The organism is Desemzia sp. FAM 23988 (genome assembly GCF_045528365.1).
Taxonomy (GTDB): domain Bacteria; phylum Bacillota; class Bacilli; order Lactobacillales; family Carnobacteriaceae; genus Desemzia.
On sequence record NZ_JBGQQS010000022.1, the window covers coordinates 1 to 22311 of the forward strand.

Annotated in this window: 20 protein-coding genes and 1 other RNA gene; 15 read left to right on the plus strand and 6 right to left on the minus strand. The window is 38.2% G+C overall.

Translation table 11 applies throughout. The features are described 5' to 3' along the window. Positions 1 to 745: 745 nt before the first annotated feature. Together ACEN4L_RS10770 and ACEN4L_RS10775 are read right to left on the minus strand one after the other, a co-directional pair. Positions 746 to 880, minus strand: coding sequence for a hypothetical protein (locus ACEN4L_RS10770; RefSeq protein ID WP_407097342.1), 135 nt, complete (start codon positions 878 to 880; stop codon positions 746 to 748). 179 nt (positions 881 to 1059) lie between these two features. Continuing rightward, positions 1060 to 1464 carry a hypothetical protein gene (locus ACEN4L_RS10775; protein WP_407097341.1) on the minus strand — a complete coding sequence of 135 codons (405 nt, stop codon included), beginning with the start codon at positions 1462 to 1464 and terminating at the stop codon, positions 1060 to 1062. Between the two features lie 168 nt (positions 1465 to 1632). Here ACEN4L_RS10775 and ACEN4L_RS10780 point away from each other — a divergent pair, with 168 nt between their 5' ends. From ACEN4L_RS10780 to nth, 8 genes are all read left to right on the plus strand, one after another. After that, entirely contained in the window at positions 1633 to 1977 is a 345-nt protein-coding gene (locus ACEN4L_RS10780) for a nucleotide pyrophosphohydrolase (protein WP_407097340.1), read from the plus strand. Position 1978: 1 nt separating this feature from the next. After that, positions 1979 to 2770, plus strand: coding sequence for a 4-hydroxy-tetrahydrodipicolinate reductase (gene dapB, locus ACEN4L_RS10785; protein WP_407097339.1), 792 nt, complete (start codon positions 1979 to 1981; stop codon positions 2768 to 2770). Then, the gene (locus ACEN4L_RS10790; protein WP_407097338.1) at positions 2713 to 3984 is read left to right on the plus strand and encodes a CCA tRNA nucleotidyltransferase; all 1272 of its coding nucleotides are present in this window, start codon (positions 2713 to 2715) and stop codon (positions 3982 to 3984) included. Before dapB ends, ACEN4L_RS10790 begins: the two co-directional genes overlap by 58 nt. 289 nt (positions 3985 to 4273) lie before the next feature. After that, positions 4274 to 7075 (plus strand): ATP-dependent DNA helicase DinG, encoded by a 2802-nt coding sequence (gene dinG / locus ACEN4L_RS10795; RefSeq protein WP_407097337.1) that lies wholly within the window; start codon positions 4274 to 4276, stop codon positions 7073 to 7075. Between the two features lie 80 nt (positions 7076 to 7155). Further along, the gene (locus ACEN4L_RS10800; protein WP_407097336.1) at positions 7156 to 7632 is read left to right on the plus strand and encodes a DUF5590 domain-containing protein; all 477 of its coding nucleotides are present in this window, start codon (positions 7156 to 7158) and stop codon (positions 7630 to 7632) included. A 97-nt stretch (positions 7633 to 7729) separates the two neighbouring features. Next, complete coding sequence (gene asnS, locus ACEN4L_RS10805; RefSeq protein WP_407097335.1) at positions 7730 to 9028, plus strand: asparagine--tRNA ligase; 1299 nt, start codon at positions 7730 to 7732, stop codon at positions 9026 to 9028. A gap of 108 nt (positions 9029 to 9136) precedes the next feature. After that, positions 9137 to 9859: a DnaD domain protein gene (locus ACEN4L_RS10810; RefSeq protein ID WP_407097334.1), complete on the plus strand. Its 723-nt coding sequence runs from the start codon at positions 9137 to 9139 to the stop codon at positions 9857 to 9859. Positions 9860 to 9870: 11 nt separating this feature from the next. Further along, entirely contained in the window at positions 9871 to 10503 is a 633-nt protein-coding gene (gene nth, locus ACEN4L_RS10815; RefSeq protein WP_407097333.1) for an endonuclease III, read from the plus strand. 142 nt (positions 10504 to 10645) lie between these two features. On the opposite strand, the gene ACEN4L_RS10820 is transcribed toward nth, so the two are convergent. Both ACEN4L_RS10820 and recU read right to left on the minus strand, forming a co-directional pair. Then, a complete protein-coding gene (locus ACEN4L_RS10820; RefSeq protein WP_407097332.1) occupies positions 10646 to 13252 on the minus strand; it encodes a PBP1A family penicillin-binding protein in 2607 nt (868 codons plus the stop codon). 170 nt (positions 13253 to 13422) lie between these two features. Beyond that, positions 13423 to 14046 carry a Holliday junction resolvase RecU gene (recU, locus tag ACEN4L_RS10825; RefSeq protein WP_407097331.1) on the minus strand — a complete coding sequence of 208 codons (624 nt, stop codon included), beginning with the start codon at positions 14044 to 14046 and terminating at the stop codon, positions 13423 to 13425. Between the two features lie 68 nt (positions 14047 to 14114). On the opposite strand from recU, the gene ACEN4L_RS10830 reads away from it, so the two are divergent. From ACEN4L_RS10830 to ACEN4L_RS10845, 4 genes are all read left to right on the plus strand, one after another. After that, entirely contained in the window at positions 14115 to 14657 is a 543-nt protein-coding gene (locus tag ACEN4L_RS10830; protein ID WP_407097330.1) for a DUF1273 domain-containing protein, read from the plus strand. Positions 14658 to 14794: 137 nt separating this feature from the next. Beyond that, positions 14795 to 15133, plus strand: coding sequence for a cell division regulator GpsB (gpsB, locus tag ACEN4L_RS10835; RefSeq protein WP_407097329.1), 339 nt, complete (start codon positions 14795 to 14797; stop codon positions 15131 to 15133). A gap of 26 nt (positions 15134 to 15159) precedes the next feature. Then, positions 15160 to 15534, plus strand: an RNA gene (gene rnpB, locus ACEN4L_RS10840) — RNase P RNA component class B. Positions 15535 to 15641: 107 nt separating this feature from the next. Then, a complete protein-coding gene (locus ACEN4L_RS10845) occupies positions 15642 to 16796 on the plus strand; it encodes a class I SAM-dependent RNA methyltransferase (protein WP_407097328.1) in 1155 nt (384 codons plus the stop codon). Positions 16797 to 16958: 162 nt separating this feature from the next. Here the strand turns inward: ACEN4L_RS10845 and ACEN4L_RS10850 are convergent, their stop codons facing one another. After that, positions 16959 to 17381, minus strand: a complete 423-nt coding sequence (locus tag ACEN4L_RS10850; protein ID WP_407097327.1) for a ribonuclease HI family protein — start codon at positions 17379 to 17381, stop codon at positions 16959 to 16961. Between the two features lie 119 nt (positions 17382 to 17500). Between ACEN4L_RS10850 and ACEN4L_RS10855 the strand changes: the two genes are divergently transcribed. Continuing rightward, positions 17501 to 17941 (plus strand): EbsA family protein, encoded by a 441-nt coding sequence (locus tag ACEN4L_RS10855; protein WP_407097326.1) that lies wholly within the window; start codon positions 17501 to 17503, stop codon positions 17939 to 17941. Between the two features lie 147 nt (positions 17942 to 18088). On the opposite strand, the gene ACEN4L_RS10860 is transcribed toward ACEN4L_RS10855, so the two are convergent. Beyond that, on the minus strand, positions 18089 to 18292 hold the full coding sequence (locus tag ACEN4L_RS10860) for a cold-shock protein (protein WP_079650851.1): 204 nt from the start codon (positions 18290 to 18292) through the stop codon (positions 18089 to 18091). Between the two features lie 255 nt (positions 18293 to 18547). Between ACEN4L_RS10860 and ACEN4L_RS10865 the strand changes: the two genes are divergently transcribed. Then, positions 18548 to 20218 carry a formate--tetrahydrofolate ligase gene (locus tag ACEN4L_RS10865; RefSeq protein WP_407097325.1) on the plus strand — a complete coding sequence of 557 codons (1671 nt, stop codon included), beginning with the start codon at positions 18548 to 18550 and terminating at the stop codon, positions 20216 to 20218. A gap of 200 nt (positions 20219 to 20418) precedes the next feature. Further along, positions 20419 to 22311 carry an ABC-F family ATP-binding cassette domain-containing protein gene (locus ACEN4L_RS10870; protein WP_407097324.1) on the plus strand — a complete coding sequence of 631 codons (1893 nt, stop codon included), beginning with the start codon at positions 20419 to 20421 and terminating at the stop codon, positions 22309 to 22311.

Here is a 22311-nt window from a genome sequence, read left to right on the forward strand (position 1 = left end):
TATTCGGCCTGCGGGTTAAAAAGCCCAAAAAAACGTTTTTTCATCTTATATAGCACAAAAACAGAACAAAAAAGGCAAATCAACGTATAATTGTTTGGAAAAATGGAATAATTTCTCTTTGAACTTTAAAAAAAATTTTTACCGAGAAAATATTGACACTAACTCTTGAAGAGTATCTGTCAACTATTTATCGGTCGAGTTAGTAAGACAGGAAAGCAACTTGTGTTTACGGCACTTTTTTTATATTCCCTCCATAGACCCATTTCTGAAACCAAAATACATTTTTTTGTCTCAGCCCTTTACTGGAGGTGAAGTATCCTCCGGAATGCTTTGTTTGCTTTTGTAGCCATGGTACCGCCTGAAGCCTGTAGTCTCCAGACTTTCAAGCTTCAAACTAAGCGTCAGCGCTTCAGCGCTGACGCTTAGTAATTCACATTTCATACTTTTCACGGCTACAAACAAACACGCTTCCTCGGGATTTTCAAGTTTGCGGATTAAAATACTGCAATGACACTAGAATTGATTCGTTCAGTTGTATGAGATCAGAGAAAAGTTTCAGCCTTAGCTGACTAGAAAAACTGTTTCTTTCAATACTTCAGCTTCTTACTTCGTTGGTTCTTTTTGAGCTTTACCTGCTTCTTGCATCAGATCGTTCAAAAAATAAGCTGTGTCTTAAAAAGTCATTTTAGGAGCTATTTCTGCGCTTTTGTAAGTGACATAGTCACTATATTTTTTCCTTTTCCCGTTAATTTCCCACCCTGTACTTCATCCAATGGATACTGCGGTTTGCTTTTAAGCCATACATCATTGTCCGGTTGACTGGTACTGAACCAAAACCATTTCGACCTCTATTTTCTGTTGTTGGTTTAGTTGTTGACATACGGGTATTTTCCTTCTTTTTTATCTCTTTTCAATCACCTCGATAAATATTATAAGCATACTCTTGAAGGATCTGAAGATAAGTTGAACTCGTCAAAAAAAGAAGCCGGAAAAGAATTTCGACTTCTTTGATGTAAGAAAGAAGAGCTAGTAATAAGGTAAACTATCCAATCTTTCAGATTAAAAATGCAGTTTTTCTATGATACGTTTAACATTCTCACCTTGCCATTTATAGCCGGCAATTTTTTTATTGACTTGATACTTGTCTTTTTTTCTTTTTAGCGGATCCTGGAACTTGATGACCATATTGTAAAAAATGAGCTTATTTTTAAATTCCAGCTTATCAATGTCTGAAAAAGGAATGACATAAATCTCTTCTGGCAATAATTTCCCCGTAAAAGATAACGGCAATACGACAATCTCCTGTTGGTTGTTAAAATTCAACAACTGAACTTTAACTTTTGCGGCGTTCATGTTTGGAGTCAATACGCTCCCTTTGTGTTCTAAATTTCCCATAATAGTTTGCCCTAATTCTGCTAGATAACCGTTCTTTTGCAGAACTGAAATCACTTCTTGTTCTTCCATATCGATTCCTCCAAAAAAAAAGTTGTTTTCTGTAATAAGTATAGAAATTATAGACATCAGAAGCTACTTTTTTGCTTTTGATCCCTTAAAGAATTCAATTTTAATGAAGAGATGCAAGTTCCCTTCTTGATTTTTGACCGGATAAAAGAGAAAATAGACGAGAACTAAATGGAATTTGGGGTGATATTTTTGGAAAAGAGTCTTTCATCAATACAACAAGAAGTAGATGATTACATCCAACAATTCAAGACGGGTTATTTTTCTCCCTTAGGTCAACTTGCTCGGCTTACGGAAGAAGTGGGTGAATTGGCAAGGGAAATCAACCACCATCATGGTGAAAAGCAGAAGAAAGCTTCTGAAGGCACCAAAGAATTAAAGGAAGAGTTGGGGGACACCTTATTTGTCCTCATTTCATTAGCCAATTCATTAGAGATCGATTTGACGGAATCTTTTGACTTAACGATGAAAAAATTCAATGAACGAGATGCGAATCGTTTTGAAAGGAAAGAATAAGATGATAAAAATCGTAGTAGCAGGTTTCAAAGGGAAAATGGGCAGTACAGCAACCAAGATGGTATTGAAGCATCAAGAATTTATACTAGTGGGTGTTTTAGATCCATACGCTGAGGAAAGCAAGTTAAGTGAATTAGCGGATTATCCTTCGGTCGATGTGCCAGTCTTTACTGATAAGCAAAAGTTGATTGATAGTGTGAAAGCGGATGTGTGGATCGATTTTACTGTACCAGAAGTAGCTTTGGAAAATACACAATTTGCTTTACGCCACAGTATCCGTCCAGTTGTAGGTACTACAGGCCTTAATGAAGACGATGTGGCGGATTTACAGAAGATGGCAGAAGAAAGCCGTACAGGTGGCTTAATTGCTCCTAATTTCGCTATTGGAGCTGTGCTGATGATGCAATTTGCTGCTCAAGCTGCAAAATATTTCCCGGATGTTGAGATTATAGAGTTGCACCATGATCATAAATTGGATGCACCAAGCGGAACAGCGATTAAGACTGCAGAAATGATTGCAGCAGAACGTGGATTCCATCAACAAGGCCATCCAGAAGAGAAAGAAAGTATTAAAGGAGCTCGAGGAGCAGATTACCAAGGAATGAAAATCCACAGTGTACGTTTGCCTGGCTTAGTGGCCCATCAACAAGTTCAATTTGGAAGTAATGGGGAAGGCTTGACGATCCGTCATGATTCGTATGATCGTTCGTCCTTTATGACTGGCGTAGCTCTCGGATGTACGAAAGTGATGGAAAAAACGGAATTGGTTTACGGATTGGAAAATTTATTATGATAGAGCTTGACCACACTTTTAAAGAAGCTTTGCCGATAATTGAAAAAATTGAAAAAGCAGGTTTTGAAGCTTATTTTGTAGGCGGAAGCGTCCGAGATGCTTTGTTGAAAAAAGAAATCAATGATGTAGATATTGCCACCAGCGCCTTTCCTGCAGAAATCAAACAGATCTTTCATAAAACCATTGATGTAGGAATCGAGCATGGGACAGTTATGGTCTTGTGGGGAGGAGATTCTTATGAGATCACCACTTTTAGAACTGAATCTGCGTACCAAGACTTCAGACGTCCAGATAAAGTAGAATTTGTGCGCTCTTTAGAAGAGGATCTAAAACGACGGGATTTTACAGTCAATGCTTTAGCGATGGATAAAAACGGTCATATCATGGATTATTTTGAAGGACAAAAAGATTTAAACAATCATGTCATTAAAGCTGTGGGGTCACCGCAAGAACGGTTCCATGAAGATGCTTTACGAATGATGAGAGCTGTTCGTTTTGTAAGTCAATTAGGCTTTACGATGGAGACAAACACTCAAAAAGCAATCGCTGACCACCATGCGTTGCTGGGGAAAATTTCAATTGAACGTATTTCCGTAGAGTTCATGAAATTGATGCAAGGAAAAAGTCGATCAAAAGGGCTTGAATTGTTTATTCATACGGAATTGTATGCCTATTGTCCTGGATTAGAGCAGCATAAGGATAAATTAGAGAAATTTGCCCGATTTGAAGGAAGTCTATCTACTCGCTCAGCGGCTTGGACGATGCTGATTCACTTTTTAGAGATTCCAACTGCTGAAGTGACAAAATTTTTGAAATTATGGAAATGCTCGAATAAAGAAATGCATGAAGTACAGTTGGAAGTGAAAACATTGCGATCCAGACTAACGCACCCTTATACAGCTGTTGACTTATACCAATCAGGCTTGACGATTGCTTTAGAAGTGGAACATATCTTGGAACAAATGCATTTTCCAGCCAATATAGAGCTAGTGGTTGAGCAGTATGAAAATCTCCCAATTAAAGAGAAAAAGGATGTCCAAATCAGCGGGAATGAGATTTTAGCAGCATTGAAAATAAAACCTGGAAAATGGTTGGGGCAGCTGCTGGAAGACATCGAAATGTTGATCGTTATCGGGCAATTAGCAAATGATTCTGAAGCTATTCTATCTTGGGTGAAAAATCAATCAGAGATAGGAGACCGTTCTGTGAACTGATACTAGAACAGCATGAAAAATCCATTTTTTCTTTTCAATTCAAAGCATTGATGGATGGTCAGATGATTGCTTTTGGAATTCATAAGCGAGCATGCGTACACAGAAAGTTTTCTCCAAAAAATACAACACTAGAATCTGCCCCGCCGTTTTCAATGTCCATCTGAAAGCGGCAGGGTTTCTTTTGTTTGTGCTGGATATTTATCTGCAAACGCAGGAAGAATCTCCATACACAGTTAAAATATGGTATGATGTAATGGATGTAAATTGAGAAAAGAATTAGGTGACAAGAATGGATGAAATGACCACATATGCTGTTGTGGATATTGAAACAACAGGAGGAAATGTTCAAAGTGGAGATCGAATCATTCAATTTGGCTGCGCATTGATTGAAAATGATCAAATCGTACACCAATTTGCAACTGATGTGAATCCGCTGAGAAGCATTCCCAAAGAAATTGAACATTTGACTGGAATCTCAAACCAATCTATTGCGCATGCTCCTTATTTTGAGGATGTCGCGGCAACCATTTATAATTTATTAGATGGATGTATCTTTGTTGCGCACAATATTCAGTTTGACTACCATTTTCTTTCAGAAGAATTTGTTCGTTGCGGTTTGCCGCCGCTTACTTTAAAAGGAATTGATACAGTCGAGTTAGCGCAAATTTTATTGCCTACTGAACCGAGTTTTACATTGAATGATTTGATGAATTCTCAAAATATTGTGCACAAAAACCCGCATCAGGCAGACAGTGATGCTTATGCGACTGCAGAGTTGTTCTTGTTACTTAAACAAACATTAAAAAGCCTTCCATTAGTGACTGTAGAAAAACTAGCTGCTATAGCCCCTAACTGTACAATGGATACAGAAATTTTTATCCGTAGTAATCTGAAAGAAATGAAGCAACAAATCACCGACTTGCCAGAAGGATTAATGATCAAAAAAGGATTAGCCATTCGTCAAAAAGAGGTTTCTTTTGAACAACACGTTCATCGCGAGATCAAAGAGTATCCGCAAGGGCAGCAAGAAAAGGCGAACTTGTTTCAACCGCGTTTTGAACTGCGGAAAACGCAGATCGAAATGATGGATGCTGTCCAGCAGTCGTTTGTTTCATATAAAAAAGAGCACATGATTATTGAAGCCCCAACTGGGATCGGAAAAACATTTGGTTATTTATTGCCAGCGGTCTACAACGCTTCTAGTGAAGATCCAATCGTCATCAGCACTTTTACGACATTGCTGCAGCAACAGCTGTTCCACAAAGATTTAGCACAGCTGCAAGAAATGATCTCATTTCCGATACAAGCTGCTATTTTAAAAAGCAAAAGCCATTATATTCATTTGTCTAAATTCGAAAGTTTGTTGAAAGAACCGATAATGCAAAAGTTAGAAGCCATTTACCAGATGCGGATCTTAGTGTGGTTGACTCAAACTGAAACAGGAGATCTGGATGAACTGAATTTGACCAATTACAATCAACCTTTTTGGAGTAAAATACGCCATCGGGGCTGGTTGGGAAATGAAACAGAAGATGACTGGTATGAAGAAGACTTTTTCCTTCATGCTCAAAAGCTGGTACAGCATGCTGGAATTATTGTAACGAATCATGCTTATCTATGCCATGATTTGCAAAAAGAAGACAAGAGACTGAAGAATTTTCAGCGATTGATCGTTGATGAAGCTCATCATTTAAGTGAAGTCGCCCAACAATCGACCAGTCAAATTTTTCGTTATTATTATTTGCAAAAGTTGTTCAAATGGTTGGGTAAAAAAGAAGATAAAAGCAGCCTGATCGGACAACTGATGATATTAGCAGATAAAACAACTGCATCGATCACCCATCAATTAGAGAATATTGAAATGAGTGTGTACTTTTTAACCGAGGCACTGTCAGCATTCGTTGATGAATTGCTTCAGTTTTGTTGGGAACACATTCCTCAGAATGATTACAAAGATCGATACGACATTCTTTACGATAGAGAAGAGCATGCTGTCAGGTTCAAAAGAACCACTAAAAAGATTTTGTCTTTGATGAATGAAGTCAGTTATTTAGGGTTTGAAGCAGTTGCTGCATTGTTCAACGAAAGAGAACGATTCACTCAAACTGAATTGCATGTAATCACTGACTTTTATGATTGCTTGAACGATTTGAAAACTCAACAAGATATTTTTGATGCCGTTTTTCAGCAGTCTGATGAGCAGGAAGTAACGTGGTTTTCTTTTGCAGAAAAATCGCCTAAAAATAGTTTCGCTGCACAACAATCTTATGTGTTCAACTCCCATTTTTTAAAAGAGCAGCTGGTGGATAAGGTTCCGACCATTATTTATACCGGTGCTACGTTAGAAGTAGACGGCAGCTTTGCCTATTTCCAAAATCAGATTGGTGAAACAAATGTCCATACGTTAAAATTAGATTCTCCGTATGATTATGGAAAACAAGTTAAATTTTGGGTTCCAGAAGGAGTCAAGCCGGTCAAAAGTATGACGAAAAAAAGGTATGCTCAAATGATCGTCCAGTATTTAAGTACGATTTGTAAAAATTCAGATGAAAATGTCTTGGTGCTGTTTACTGCTTTTGAACCGTTGCATGATGTTTATGAACAATTGCAAAGAAAATCGGATTTTTTTGGAAGAGAGATATTGGCACAAGGACTATCAGGCAGCAGAGAGAGGATTCTCAAACGCTTTTTCAGATCACAGGGGGGCATTTTACTAGGAGCAGACAGCTTTTGGGAAGGTATCGATTTACCGGGTAAAGCGCTCAGCGTTCTCGTAGTGACTCGATTGCCTTTTGAATCACCAGAACGGCCTTATGTAAAAGCCAAGCATTACTGGATGAAGAAGAATCACTTAAATCCCTTTTACGTTGATACCTTGCCTAAAGCTACTTTACGGTTAAAACAAGGACTGGGGCGTTTAGTAAGGTCTCCATCAGACAAGGGTGTTTTTATCGTATTGGACGAAAGACTGTTGTATTCCAATTTTGGCAAATTGATGCAGCGTTCGTTGCCCCAAGGGATGAAGATCGAAGAAATTGCTGAAGAGAAAATGGAATCAGAACTAAGTAAATTCTTAACAGATGACCTGTAGAAAAGAGCTTTTATTTCTGCTATACTAATCTAATTAGAGAGACTATTTTTGATAAAGAAAAGACGGGATTGTTTGAAAAAATGAAAAAAAACATTTTTATTGTTTCTATCGTTGTGATGATAGCGGTGATTGCTTTTTCTATTTCAGTGTATCAAACTGCCAGCAGTCCTTTACATAAAGCTGAGGATGAGGCATTTGCTGTGGCGAAAAGCAGTGCCGGCTTAACTAAAGTAGACGATTTCTATTGGTACAATGGAACCAAGACGTACTTTACTGTCACTGGTACAAATCAGGAAGGCGAAGCAGTTATTGCAATCGTTGCTCAAGATGGAGGAGCTGCTACAGTATATAACCAAGCTGATATCATTACTGAAGCAGAAGCTGTTCAGCTGACCAAACAAGCAACAACGCCAAAAAAAATTCTTGAAGCTAGAATCGGGATGGAAAATGGAACGGCCATTTGGGAAGTTGCCTACAAGCAGGAGAATGGCCGTTTGGGTTATTACGTCATGTCTTTAGAATCAGGAGAATGGATAAAAGGAATCGAGAATATTTAAAATTCCTTTTTCAAATGCTTTTCCTGTAGTACAATGAATGAGGTAAAGTACTATGAAACGTTAAGAAAAATTCAAATGCAAAAAGGAGATTACTAAGTTGAATCGTATTAGAATTATTGACTCTAAAAACCATGTGGGTGAAGAAGTGGAAATCGACGCTTGGATCGCTAACAAACGTTCAAGTGGAAAAATAGCTTTTCTGGAATTAAGAGATGGCTCTGCCTTCTTTCAAGGGGTTATTGTAAAGAATGATGTTGAAGAAGAAACGTTCCAATTAGCAAAAAGCATCTCACAAGAATCTTCTGTTGTGATCAGAGGAATCATCCAAGAAGACACTCGCTCGAAATTCGGTTATGAAATTTTAGTGAAAGATATTCAATTGATTGGCGAGAGTCATGATTATCCAATCACGCCTAAAGAACATGGAATTGAATTCTTAATGGATCACCGTCATTTATGGTTGCGTTCTTCTAAACAACACGCCATCATGCAAGTTCGGAATGAAATCATTCGCGCAACCTATGAGTTTTTCAACAAAGAAGGATTTATCAAAATCGATCCGCCGATTTTAACAGGTAGTGCAGCTGAAGATTCAACAGAACTTTTCCATACAGAGTACTTTGATCAAGATGCTTACTTATCTCAAAGTGGCCAATTGTATATGGAAGCTGCAGCTATGGCTTTTGGAAAAGTATTTTCATTTGGGCCAACATTTAGAGCAGAGAAATCAAAAACTAGAAGACATTTGATCGAGTTCTGGATGATGGAACCTGAAATGGCCTTTACCTCTCATGAAGAAAGCTTAGTTGTTCAAGAAAACTATGTTGCTTATATCGTTCAACAAGTTATCGACAACTGCGAACAAGCTCTTCATACTTTAGATAGAGACGTAGAAACGTTGCGCAAATATACACAACTGCCTTATCCAAGAATCAGCTATGATGATGCTGTTACATTACTGCAAGAGAATGGATTTGAAGACCTTGAATGGGGAATCGATTTTGGTTCTCCGCATGAAACCTTTATTGCTAGCCAATACGACAAACCCGTGTTTATCGTAAATTATCCAAAAGCAATCAAAGCGTTTTATATGAAACAACACCCAGAAAGAACAGATGTCGTTTTATGTGCTGATATGATTGCACCTGAAGGTTATGGAGAAATTATTGGAGGCAGCGAACGTGAAGAAAACTTAGATCTTCTAAAAGCCCGTCTTCACGAATTCGGTCTGAAAGAAGAAGACTACGATTGGTATTTAGATTTGCGTAAATACGGTAGTGTCCCTCATTCAGGATTTGGTTTAGGTCTGGAAAGAACCGTTGCTTGGATCACTGGAACTGAACACGTACGTGAAGCTATTCCTTTCCCACGCTTATTGAACCGTATCTACCCATAGAAAGAATCACACGAAACCCGAATGGGAGCTGGGATAATCATCCTGGCTCCTGTTTTTATTCATCTAATGAACCAGTGCAGTGAGAAGTAAAAGAAGGGAGTGGAGTTGATGAGTCTTTCACTCATTCAAAAATGGATAAAGTTGGGCGATACAACTATTTCGAATGTATTGTTGCAACACTATCGTCAACTAGGTATCACCAACAACCAATTGATTTTGATTATCCAATTGAAATCTCTCATGGATAGTGGGAGTGATTTTCCGGATATCGAGATCATTGCTCAACGGATGCAATTGCCAACGGCTAAAGTATTTACCGCTATCCATGACTTGATTCAGCAAAAATATTTGACTATTGAAACCAGTATAGATAAAGAAGGCAAATCAAAGGACAGCTACCAGCTGGATTTTCTTTGGGAGCGATTAGCGACTTTATTGGAGCAAGAAGAAAGAACGATCAAAAAAGAAGAGCAGCAATTGACTGAGAAGGACTTATTCAATCGCTTCGAATCTGAGTTTGGCCGTCCTTTGTCGCCAATGGAAATCCAAACTATCGGTATGTGGCTGGATGAAGATAAGTATGAAGTTGATTTGATCGAAATGGCTTTAAGAGAAGCAGTTTTGAGTCAAGTGTATAATTTGAAATATGTAGACCGGATCTTATTGAACTGGGAAAAGAAAAATATCAAAACAAAAACGCAAGTTGTTCAAGAGTCAAAGAGAAGACGCAATCACCAAACAAATATGCAACAACCTGCGCCTACTAATGAAACAACAGTTAAACCGAAAGTACCATTATACAATTGGTTAGAAAATCAGGATAATCATTAAGGAGGGGTTTCTTGCTTTCGAAAAAGAAAACCATTCAAGTCATTGAAGCTATGGGGCAGATTTTCCCAGAGGCTAAATGTGAATTGATTCACCGCAATGCGTTTGAGCTGCTGATATCGGTCATGATGAGTGCTCAGACAACAGACGCAGCTGTAAACCGTATTACTCCAAAGTTGTTTGAATCCTATCCGACACCTGAAGCGTTTGCTGATGCACCAGTGGAGGAAATTCAAGAACACATTAAAACGATCGGTTTGTACCGCAATAAAGCAAAATATATCAAAGGCTGCTGCGAGAAGTTGATTTCAGATTTTAATAGTAAAGTTCCGAGAACTAGAGAAGAACTGGAGACATTGCCTGGAGTAGGTAGAAAATCCGCCAATGTGGTATTAAGTGTCTCTTTTGATATTCCTGCAATAGCGGTAGACACTCACGTGGAACGAGTGACTAAACGCTTAAAGATCGTACCTCAAAAAGCCAGCGTCAGAGAAGTAGAAGAAGTCCTGATGAAGAAATTGCCTCCTGAGTTATGGGGCAAAGCGCATCATCGATTGATTTTCTTTGGCCGCTATCAATGTCCAGCTAGAAAACACGATCATGAAAAATGTATTGAACTGCTGGAAAACCATATGTCAGAAGAATAAGGTGAAAGATTGATCCGGAAGCGAATCAGTCTTTTTTATAGAACTTATTTCAAAATAAAAGCAAAAAAGAAAGCTGTTTGATCCAGATCCAATAGGATCAAACAGCTTTCTTTGGTTTATTTTAATCACAGAATAAGAAAAATTAATCTTCATCTGTTTGTGATTCTTGACTGCTCTGTGAGGAGCTGGCTTGAGAGCTTTCAGAAGCTTGAGAAGAAATAGAACTGCTTTCATCTGATTGGCTAGAGGAGCTTTCAGAACTTGACGACTCTGAAGAAGCACTTGATTCAGAAGAGCTTTCGCTTTCTTCACTTTCGGATTCTTCTTCACTCTCATCGCTTTCTTCCTCCTCACCGGAAGGAGGAACCACAACACTGACTGAAGCCGTTGGACCGGTCTTTCCATTAGCCCTTACAGCAACTGTGATGCCAACCGTACCTTCAGAAGGGTTTTGAACGACATACCCTAAATCTTTAGTTGTGGCTGTTTGGCCGCCCACAGTCAATTCATAAGTTGGTTCTTCATCTGAATGGCTTAAAGAATAAGCATCCCAGTTAATAATGATTTCATTTGCTTCAGCATCATAAGAAGCTTTTAGTCCGCTTGGTGCAGTCAATTCTTCTCCATAATTCGTTGATACTGAAGTAGGTTCTGTACCTCTAACAAATAGTTCTCTGACAATTTCTGAGCTAGGAGTATTGGGGCCTGGAAGAGCAGCCGGGTTAGATCCTTTTTCAACTGCCACTTCAACTACAGAACTCGGCTTAGTCCAATCTGAATTTTCAACAGATTCTGAAAGTTGGGCCATAACTTCACGATAAATTTTTCGCGGTATTTCTCGTGTACCGTCATCATCAGAAAGCCAGTGACCTTCTTCAAATATATTCGTGTATCCGCTCCAAACAGAAACAGAGTAATTTGTAGTATAACCTACATATGCAGAAGCAGGAACCGCTCCATTAGGAATATTGTGCTCTGCCATCTGATCAGAAGTATAATTTGCCGTCCCGGTTTTTCCAGCTTGTGGAACTCCTGGGATGCTGACTAAACGAGAAGTTGTTCCGACATCCACAACGTCTTTCAACATATCTGTAATCATATAAGCTGTAGAATCACTCATAGCTTTTGTTGTAGAAGGTGTTAAATCGATTTCTTCTCCATCAGCGGTAATCACTTTTGAAACTGTGTAAGGCTCAGTATATTCTCCGCCGTTTGCAAATGGTGCATAAGAAGCTGCCAAATCAATTGGTGATAACGAGCCACTAAAAGAATCTGCTTCATAAACGGTGTTATCTTTTGCTAAACTAGGGTAGTCAGAAAGGCCTACATTAGTTAAGAAATTTTTAACATTTTCTTGTCCAACATCTTTAAAAATCTTGTATGTCGGCACATTACGAGAATCCACTAAAGCGCGTCGCATGCTGATTTGTCCTTCATAGTCTCTGTCCCAGTTATTGATAGTTTGACCAGACTCATAAGTGGTCGGTTCATCTACTACTTGATGGTATGTTGAGTAGTCTAGATACTCGATTGCTGGACCGTAAGTTGTAAGAGGTTTAATGGTAGAACCGATTTGTTTTATTTCAGCAGCATGATTAAAGAGCATTTGACCTTCTTGTTTACGCGATCCGCCGATAGCTTTCAACTGTCCTGTGTTGACATCTACGACTGTTACTGCTGACTGCATGTCGTCGTTAGGGAAGATGTTGTAGTCATCTGAATTTAAGACGTCATAAACTTGTTGTTGAGCATCCATATCTATATTGGTATAGATTTTCAATCCAGCAGTTTGAGGATCTAAGCCTGTTTTTTCTTTGACCTCTTCAATGACGGTGCTTAAGTAACTATCAATGACTTGAGTATCTGCTGAATTACCTTGGTTTTCTACCAATCCTTCAGTAATAGGCACATCTTGAGCCGCATTCATCTCTTCTTGAGAAATTTTTTCATTTTCATGCATCATATATAAAACGGTGTCTCTTCTTTGTTTAGCACGATCAGGATTCGTATAAGGATTGTAAGCATTCGGAGCTTGCGACATACCCGCTAATAAAGCAGCTTCATGCAATTCCAATTCGCTTACAGGCTTACCGAAGTAATACTCACTAGCGGTGCCCATCCCGTATTGGTTGTCAGACATATAAACTTTATTGATATAAAAAGTCAAGATCTGTTCTTTTGAATACTCTTGCTCTAATTTTACAGCTAACCAAGCTTCTTGAGCTTTACGCTTTATTGTTTGGTCTTCTTGTTTAGTAGAAAAAACAGACAGTTTGATCAATTGCTGGGTGATGGTACTTCCACCTTCAGCACCAAATCCATCGGTTACGTTGGCTAAAACAGCTCCTGCAATTCGGATGGGATCAACTCCGATATGATTATAAAAACGTTGGTCTTCAATAGATAAAACAGCGTCTACTAAAACTTGGGGAATTTCACCAGCTTCTACTAGAACTCGTTCTTGTCCGCTAGAATATAACTCATTACCTTCTGGGTCGTAAAAAGTAGTAGAAGGATTGTCTACTAGATCATCAAGTGTGATTTCTGGTGCGCTAGAAGCATAATAAGTGAACAATCCTACACCGCTTAGCAAAGCAATAATGACCAGTGCGACAAGAGCGATCAAAATCCGTTTAAACCAAGATTTATTAACTTTCTTTTTTTTCTTTTGTTGGTTCTTTTTTCGGTTTCCAGATTTTTTCTGGTTCTTTTTCTTGGAAACACGAGACATTTCATTATTTTCTGGCATATCTTAATTCTCCTTAACAAATATCCATGGATGTAAAAAAAGATCTCCATTTCTTATGTGCAATTTTTACTTGACCTGTGTATGGCTAGTCTTACTTTAGATACGTCAAATCTATGTAAGCCTAGCAAACTTTCCATACTGAATTTCCTTTGACAACGCAGTTCTATTTCCTATATGTTAGATAGAGAGTAGTCAATCAATTGATCCACCACGTCCAAATAGGGAATACGCGGCGAAAAACCATAATACATCTCATACCCGTTTTTTTCAAGTTCTGAAATGGGAATAGATTTGCGTCCATCTTTTTGATCGTCCCAGTAAGTGAGCAATAGCTTAGCTTCTAGGAGAAAAAGGCGATTTATTGACGAAAATCGTAAAATAACGAAACAAATTCCTTTTTGTTTCAAGCACTGATGCATATGGGTAATTTGATGCTGATGAAAGTTCTTTAAAGGAAACGATAATTTGTTTTTGGTTTCTTTAGCTTCAAAATCCAGATAAAAACCACGGTAAACTCCATTGTAATCGGTAGTAGACGCTTGTCTGAAATATGCTTCTTTAATGACAGCTGCACTTCGTTTAGGGTAGTCTACGTTGACGATTTGTATAGGTGTAGGTTTCTTATGAATCACCGCCCGTTCTTGTCTTAAATAACTGATATTGCTATCATTGATATCATCTTCTAAAGACATTCCTCGATTACTAAACGTAGTCAGTTTGTTTTTTTTCTTACGCGGTGTTGGCTTTGTTTCTGGTTTAGCATACTGCTTACCATTAGGATAATTTACTACCATTTGCATCACTTCCTAGTTTGCATTATACCAAATATGATACTTGAAAGAAAAGGAGATTCAAATAGTTTATGACAAACTTATATATTAGCGGCTATCGAACCTATGAACTAGGCGTTTTTTCAGAAAAAGACGCCAAAATTGATGTCATAAAAAAAGCTCTGAAAAATGAAATTACCAGCTTTATCGAAAATGGCGTCGATTGGATTTTAACTAGTGGTCAATTAGGTGTGGAGCAATGGACAGTAGAAGTAGTCGACGAATTGAAAATGGATTATCCTGAAATCCAACAAGCCATTATTTTTCCGTTTTTAGAGTTCGGTTCCAACTGGAAAGAAGATAAACAATTAAAATTGAGTGAACTGAAAGAATTAGCGGATTATATTGAATCGACTTCTCACCAACCATATAAAGATCCTTCCCAATTAAAAAATCACCAACATTTTTTATTGGAGCATACCAGTGCTGCCTTGTTAGTGTACGATAGAGAATTTGAAGGGAAAACGAAGTTTCTTTATGAAGAGATACAAAAGAAACAAGAACACAGCTCTTATGAATGTCGTTTAATCGATTTTGATCAATTGCAAAATACGATTCAAAATGAAAATGAGTAGTCCGATTTATTAAAAAAGTGAGAGAATCCATTTAAAATTCAGTTTGCTATTTTTTTTTAACCGTATCTTTGTTATAATGGTGAGGAAGAGAAGAGTTTCTAAAATATTGGAAAAGTTGAAACGAATGAGGTGCAATTATGGCGAATAGAACTTTAACGACTAAAGACATCCTACAAAAAGAATTCAAAACAGGTATGCGTGGATACAGTCCAGCAGAAGTCGATGAATACTTGGATGAGGTTATTCGTGATTATGAATCATACAATAAAGAAATCAGTCAGTTAAAAGCAGAGAACGAACGTTTACATAGTAAAGTAGACGAGCTGACTAAGCAAGCAGCATTGCAAAAACCAGGACAATCTGGTCAATCCAGCAATACAGTAACCAATTTTGATATTTTAAAAAGACTGTCAAACCTTGAAAGACATGTATTTGGTTCTAAATTAGATACAGATAATTCAAGTGACTTTGAATAGTCAGCATGGTTAAATAGATATTTGTAAATTTCGGGCAATCGCGGTCTAGCTAGACTAGGCTGAGGAAAGTCCATGCTCGCACAAGCTGAGATGCTTGTAGTGTTCGTGCTTAGCGAAATCATAAGCTAAGGCCTTTAGTGCAAACTAAAGTGACGGCAGAAAAAAAAGCTAAGGTGGCAACACTATGCTTGAGTATTCTTGAAAGTGCCACAGTGACGAAGCAATAGGGGAAACGCTATTGGTGGAACGGGTAAACCCCTCGAGCGAGCAACCCAAACTTTGGTAGGGGCACTCTTTCTATGGAAATGAACAGATGAGAGAGGCAATTCATTGCAGACAGATGATTGCCCCCAGATAATTTGTGCCTGAAAATTATCTGGGACAGAACATGGCTTATAGAAATTTACAATCAGGGAAACCCTCCTTTTTAAGGAGGGTTTTATACATATTTTTTGCTTTTCACCTAAAAAGCAGTTTAGTATAGTAGAAAAAGAATGGAGCATTCTACATGACAATAGAAAAATTTAAACTCGTTGCTACAGCAGCAAGCGGGATTGAAGCGTTAGTTGGAAAAGAATTACGCCAGCTTGGTTATGAATGCCAAGTTGAAAATGGAAAAGTTTATTTTGAAGGCGGATTAGAAGACATTGCACGGACAAATCTTTGGTTAAGAACAGCCGACCGCATCAAAATAGTGGTTGCGGAGTTTGAAGCTTATACATTTGATGAGTTGTTTGAAAAAACAAAAGCTGTTGCTTGGGAAGACTTGATTCCTATGGATGGAGAATTTCCAGTAGCGGGTAAATCGATCAAATCTAAATTGTATAGTGTGTCAGATTGCCAAGCGATCGTAAAAAAAGCAATTGTGAACCGTCTAAGTGACGTTTATCACCGCAGCAGCCGCTTGCCTGAAACCGGGGCTTTGTTTCCTTTAGAAGTGGCTTTGTTAAAAGACAAAGTAACCATTACTTTGGATACCACCGGATCAAGCTTATTCAAACGTGGGTACCGTACTGAAAAAGGGGGAGCACCTTTAAAAGAAAATATGGCTGCAGCTTTGATTCTGTTGACTACTTGGCGCAAAGATAAACCATTTCTTGATCCAATGTGCGGTTCTGGTACTATTCCTATTGAAGCTGCTTTGATCGGACACAATATTGCTCCTGGATTCAATCGCTCTTTTGTCAGTGAAGGATGGGACTGGTTTAATGAATCTGTGTGGGAAACAATCCGTGAACAAGCAGAACAAGAAGCTGATTACGATGTTGAATTGGATATTCAAGCTTCTGATATAGATGGATACATGATCGAAATAGCGAAACGCAATGCTACTGAAGCAGGTGTTTTAGATAGTATCTCCTTTAAACAAATGCAAGTAGCTGATTTCAAAACGGATAAAGAATATGGGGTGATAGTGGCGAACCCCCCTTATGGTCAACGTTTAGGCGAAGAAGAGTCGGTAAGAAAAGTTTATCGTGAAATGGGAACAGCCTTCCGTCCATTAGAAACATGGAGCAAATATATTCTGACCAGCGATTTAACGTTTGAAAAAGAATATGGTCAAAAGGCTACGAAAAAACGTAAATTATACAATGGTGCCTTGCGGACTGATCTGTTCCAATATTGGGGAAAACGGCCACCTCGTCAACCTAAAGAGCAATAAAACAGCCTTTTAAGTGTTTAGTTGTTTGGTACAACTAATAAAAAACGAATCTATATTTGTCATCTGCCCATTAGTTGCTGTAGACAACTGGTGGGCAGATTTTTGTTTTATCAGGAAAATAAAAGGATGCAGCTCTTTTGTTGTTGTAGAGACAAAAATAAGTTATGCTTTAGTGGAGTCGAAATTCTTGAGAGCCGTTCTTAGTGCTTGGCGAGCCAAGTTGTCTGCACCTTTGTTTTTTGCATCGGGGATCCATTCAATGAGGTACAATTCAAACTGATTTAAGAGGCTTTTTAATTGGTGCAAATGAGGTTTAAAGACTTCATTTTTCACATAGCTTTTTTGGATAGCCGAAACAACTATTTTGCTATCTGAAAAAATTTGAAGAACCTCTTTGTTCAGTTTATGATCTACGAGATAGGACAAGCCTGTAACTAAAGCGATAAACTCAGCTTCATGATTACTGTAGGTACCTTCAAGAGGTACGGCAGTTTGTTGATAGAGATCTTCGCCAACTAAAACAAAACCTATTCCGCTGGGACCGGGATTGCCTTTAGTTGCGGCATCTGTATAAATTTTTATCATTAGAAAAAACTCCTTAAAAAGTACCAATTTATTCAAACTTAACTGCTACTATTATAGTACTACATTTGAATAAAATTGTTTATGTATTAAGATACATAGGATGAATGTGAGGGAATTGTGTGAAACGGTCAAAAAAATCAAAAATCATTCTTTCGTTTGAACCGGCTTATCAAATAATCTATTGGTCGATCTGTTGGTTGACTTTTTTTATAGCTGTAATAGCTGCATTGGAGTACACAGCAATTAATTGGACAAGTATTGTCTTTGGTGTATTAACTATTGGGTTAGTTGCTTTGACTAGGACCATTCATTTGAAGATAGAAAAGGAGCAGCTGATTTTTTCGGGTTGTTTGAAACAAAAAAAGACGCTCTCTATTTCAGCTATTCATAAAATTGCTTTTTCTAAAATGAGAGTCATCATTTTATTGAACAGCAATGACTCTGAGCAATACCGTTTTTATTTAAACCAAAAAAACAAACAAATTTTTTTAGCTCACATGAAGGAACACTATCCTGCAATTATTTTAGAAGAACAACAAGCTGCTTCTAGTGAATATTAGTTGGAGCTGAAGTAACTCAAAAGCATTAAAAAAGAGCGGGAAATCCCGCTCTTTTTTAATGCTTTTGTTGACCAGATAGTGAGCAATGATTGTGTAAAAAATATTCTGATCCCCCTATGTGTAACGCATGGAAATAAAAGGGCAATGCTACTTTGCTATTCTTACTTTGGTCGCTTGTGGACCACGATTTCCTTCAGCGATATCAAACGTTACTTTTTGTCCTTCAGCCAAAGATTTGTATCCTTCTGCTTCGATGCCTGTAAAGTGTACAAAGATATCTTCAGCATCGTTGTATTCGATAAAGCCGTAACCTTTGTCATTGTTGAACCATTTAACAATACCATTTTCCATGATAGGTTTCCTCCTAATAAGGGGATTTTTCAATTGTAAGACGATAGAGATTAGAATGCTATGTCTTTCAATCATTATATGAATAAACAAATAATCCGTCAATGGAAATCTCCTTATAGAAAAACGCTTTCTGTTTGTGCAGGTATTTTTTCATTTGCAGACAAGAGAAAGTTTTTTTTCAGTTTGTGAATGCGGTATACTAGTTAAGAGAGAAAAGGTGTTTTCCATAATGGAAATTGAAAGGATGATGAATCAATGCTGACAGATATTCAAATTGCACAACAATCAAAGAAGAAAAAAATCAAAGAAATTGCGCACAAGATAGGTTTAAATGAAGAGGATCTTGAGCTGTACGGCAATTATAAAGCAAAAATTCAATTAGAAACGATTCAACAATTGAAAGATAAAGAAAACGGAAAGTTGGTACTAGTAACATCGATCAATCCCACACCTGCTGGAGAAGGAAAGTCCACGGTATCCGTTGGGTTGGCAGATGCATTGAATCGGGTAGGAGAATCCACTATTCTGGCTTTGCGCGAACCTTCTTTGGGTCCTACAATGGGAATCAAAGGTGGGGCTGCTGGAGGAGGTCACGCACAAGTTGTTCCTATGGAAGACATTAATTTGCATTTTACAGGAGATCTGCATGCTTTAACTTCTGCTAATAATGCATTATCGGCATTTATTGATAACCATATTTATCAAGGTAATGAATGCAACATCAATCCTACGACAATCAGTTGGAAACGGGCGGTTGATTTGAATGACCGAGCTTTAAGAAATGTGGTGGTTGGATTAGGCGGAAGATTGAATGGTGTACCTCGTGAAGACGGATTCGATATCACAGTGGCCAGCGAATTAATGGCCATCCTTTGTTTAACTACTGGTCTTCAAGATTTAAAAAATCGTTTAAAACAAATTGTGGTTGCTGAAACCTACGACAAACAACCTGTTACTGTAGCAGACTTGCATGTAGAAGGAGCTTTGGCATTATTGCTGAAAGACGCTATCAAACCAAATTTGGTTCAGACGCTGGAACATACGCCTGCTTTAGTGCATGGGGGGCCTTTTGCCAATATTGCTCATGGATGCAACAGTGTACTGGCTACCAGCACTGCAATGAAATTAGCGGACTATACGGTGACAGAATCGGGATTTGGAGCTGATTTAGGTGCCGAGAAGTTTTTAGACATCAAAGTTCCCAATTTGGAGAAAGCTCCTGATGTTGTCGTTATTGTAGCAACGATCCGGGCACTGAAGCTGCATGGCGGAGTGAAATTGGATCAGTTAGAAGAAGAAAATAGCAAAGCGATCACTAAAGGGTTTGCTAACTTAGAAAAACACATTGAAAATATCAAACGCTACAATTTACCCGTTGTAGTCGCTATTAATGAATTCAGTAAAGATACTCCAGCTGAAATCAATCATCTAGCTGCCTTATTGAACAAACAGCAAATCCCTGCTGCGAACACTTCCGTATGGGCAAATGGGTCGAAAGGCGGGATTGATTTGGCGAATAAAGTCATTTCCGCTGCCAACCAAGGACATGAAGACTTTCAACCTTTGTATGAAGACTCTAGCAAGGTCGTCGACAAAGTCCATAAAATCGTAACCGAGATTTATGGTGGACAAGAAGTGTACTTCACTAAAAAAGCCTTATCTCAAATGAAATTATTTGAACGACGTGGTTGGGACGAGTTGCCGATCTGTATGGCGAAAACTCAATATTCTCTTTCAGATGATCCTAAAAAATTAGGCAGACCAACTGGTTTCGCTGTTACCATTCGAGAATTTATTCCTAAACTAGGAGCGGGATTTATTGTGGCATTAACAGGAGACGTATTGACTATGCCAGGGTTGCCTAAAAAACCAGCAGCGTTAAATATGGACATCAAAGAAAATGGAGATATCACCGGCTTGTTCTAATCAGCCGATAAAATAAGCTGTTTCAACACCTTGACCAACGTTAAACGGGTCAAGGTGTTTTTTTCGTATGGTGTAAAATCCAGAGGAAGTTTTTTAAAATACCTGACGAGGGTTTCTATTTGATATAAAAATGGTAAAATAAGAAAGACCTCATGTAAAACGGAGTATGTATTAAATGAAATGAAAGAGTTGAACTCATTATGAAAGAATTAAAAGCAGAAAACTTAACGCGTACCTATGGAGAAAAAGTCCTATTAAACCAAGTGAATTTTTCTATTATGGAAGGCGATCGTATAGGTTTGATCGGTGTAAACGGTTCTGGCAAGACTAGTTTATTGAACACTTTGACGGGAAGAGACAAAGCCGAACAAGGATCGATTCAAACACCAAAGGAATATCGTATTGGGTATTTAATGCAAGACCCAGATCTGGATACAGAAAAAACGGTCTTTGATGCGGTATTTCAAGGGGAAACACCGATTCTAAAAGCCGTTCGCGAGTATGAACAAGCTTTGGAGAAATTGAACGAAGATACACTGAATTCAGCTTATCAAGAACGTTTTTCTAAAGCAGAACAGTGGATGACTCAGGAAGATGCTTGGATCGCAGATACGAATGCAAAGATCATATTGACTCAATTAGGCGTTTTCGATTTGAATCAACGTGTGTCGACTTTATCGGGAGGGCAAAAAAAACGTGTCGGTTTAGCTCAAGTGCTCATTCAATCTCCAGATTTATTGATTTTAGATGAGCCCACCAACCATTTGGATTTTGAAACCATCAATTGGCTGGAAACTTACTTGAGTCAGTATAAAGGGGCTTTGTTATTGGTAACCCACGATCGTTATTTCCTAGATCGGGTAGTGAATCGAATCATCGAATTGTCTCATGGCGATTTGTACTTCTATAACGGAAATTACATGCAATACGTGGAAGAACGCGCTGTCCGTCAAGAAGCGGCTATTCAAGCTGAACACAAGCGGAATCAATTGTATAAAAAAGAATTGGCTTGGATGAGAACAGGGGCTAAAGCCAGAACAACTAAACAACAAGCTCGGATCGACCGATTCCAAGATTTAGAAGACAATTTGAATCAAGTCAAAACGGATGGACAAGTGGAAGTCAATCTGGAAGGTTCTCGTTTAGGGAAACGTGTCTATGAATTAAAAGAGGCTACACTAACGATCGACCATAAACTAATTTTGAAGGAGTTTAACTTACTGGTACAAACAAAAGATCGAATCGGCATCACAGGTAAAAATGGGACTGGTAAATCTTCTTTATTAAATGTACTGGCTGGTAGAATAACCTTAGATTCCGGTGTTTATACTGTCGGAGAAACAGTCCGAATGGCTTATTATACACAAGAAATCGAAGACATGGATCCTACGAAACGAGTGATCGCCTATTTGCAAGAAGTGGGAGAAGAAGTCTCTACAAGTGCGGGTGAAAAGATTAGTGTCACTAACTTGTTGGAACAGTTTTTATTTGAACGCCATACTCACGGGACTCAAATCGGAAAATTATCTGGTGGTGAGAAGAAACGGTTATACTTGCTGAAATTATTGATGCAGCAGCCAAATGTTCTGCTGCTGGATGAACCTACAAATGATCTGGATATTGCTACATTAACCGTTTTGGAAGACTATATTGAAACCTTCCCGGGTGCTGTGTTAGCTGTTTCGCATGATCGTTATTTCTTAGATAAAATGGCAGAAAAAATGTTGATTTTTAAAGGAAATGGAGAGATTATCACCCATTACGGCAATAGCAGTTCTTACATGGAACAAGAAAAAGAAGATGAACAAGCTGCTAAACCTGGAAATACCAAAACTCCAACAGAGTCAGTTGTAGAGGATAAACCAAAAGAAAAAGTGAAATTGACTTACATGGAGAAAAGAGAATGGGAAACAATCGAAGACGACATCGCTGAGATAGAAAAATCGATTGAAGCTATCAAAGAAGAAATGATTGGAAAAGGGAATGATTTTGCGAAGTTGCAAGAATTGCAAGAAAATCTGACTGCACAAGAAAATCATTTGGAAGAAAAAATGGAGCGCTGGGAATATTTAGCTTCGTTTTCTGAAATGTAA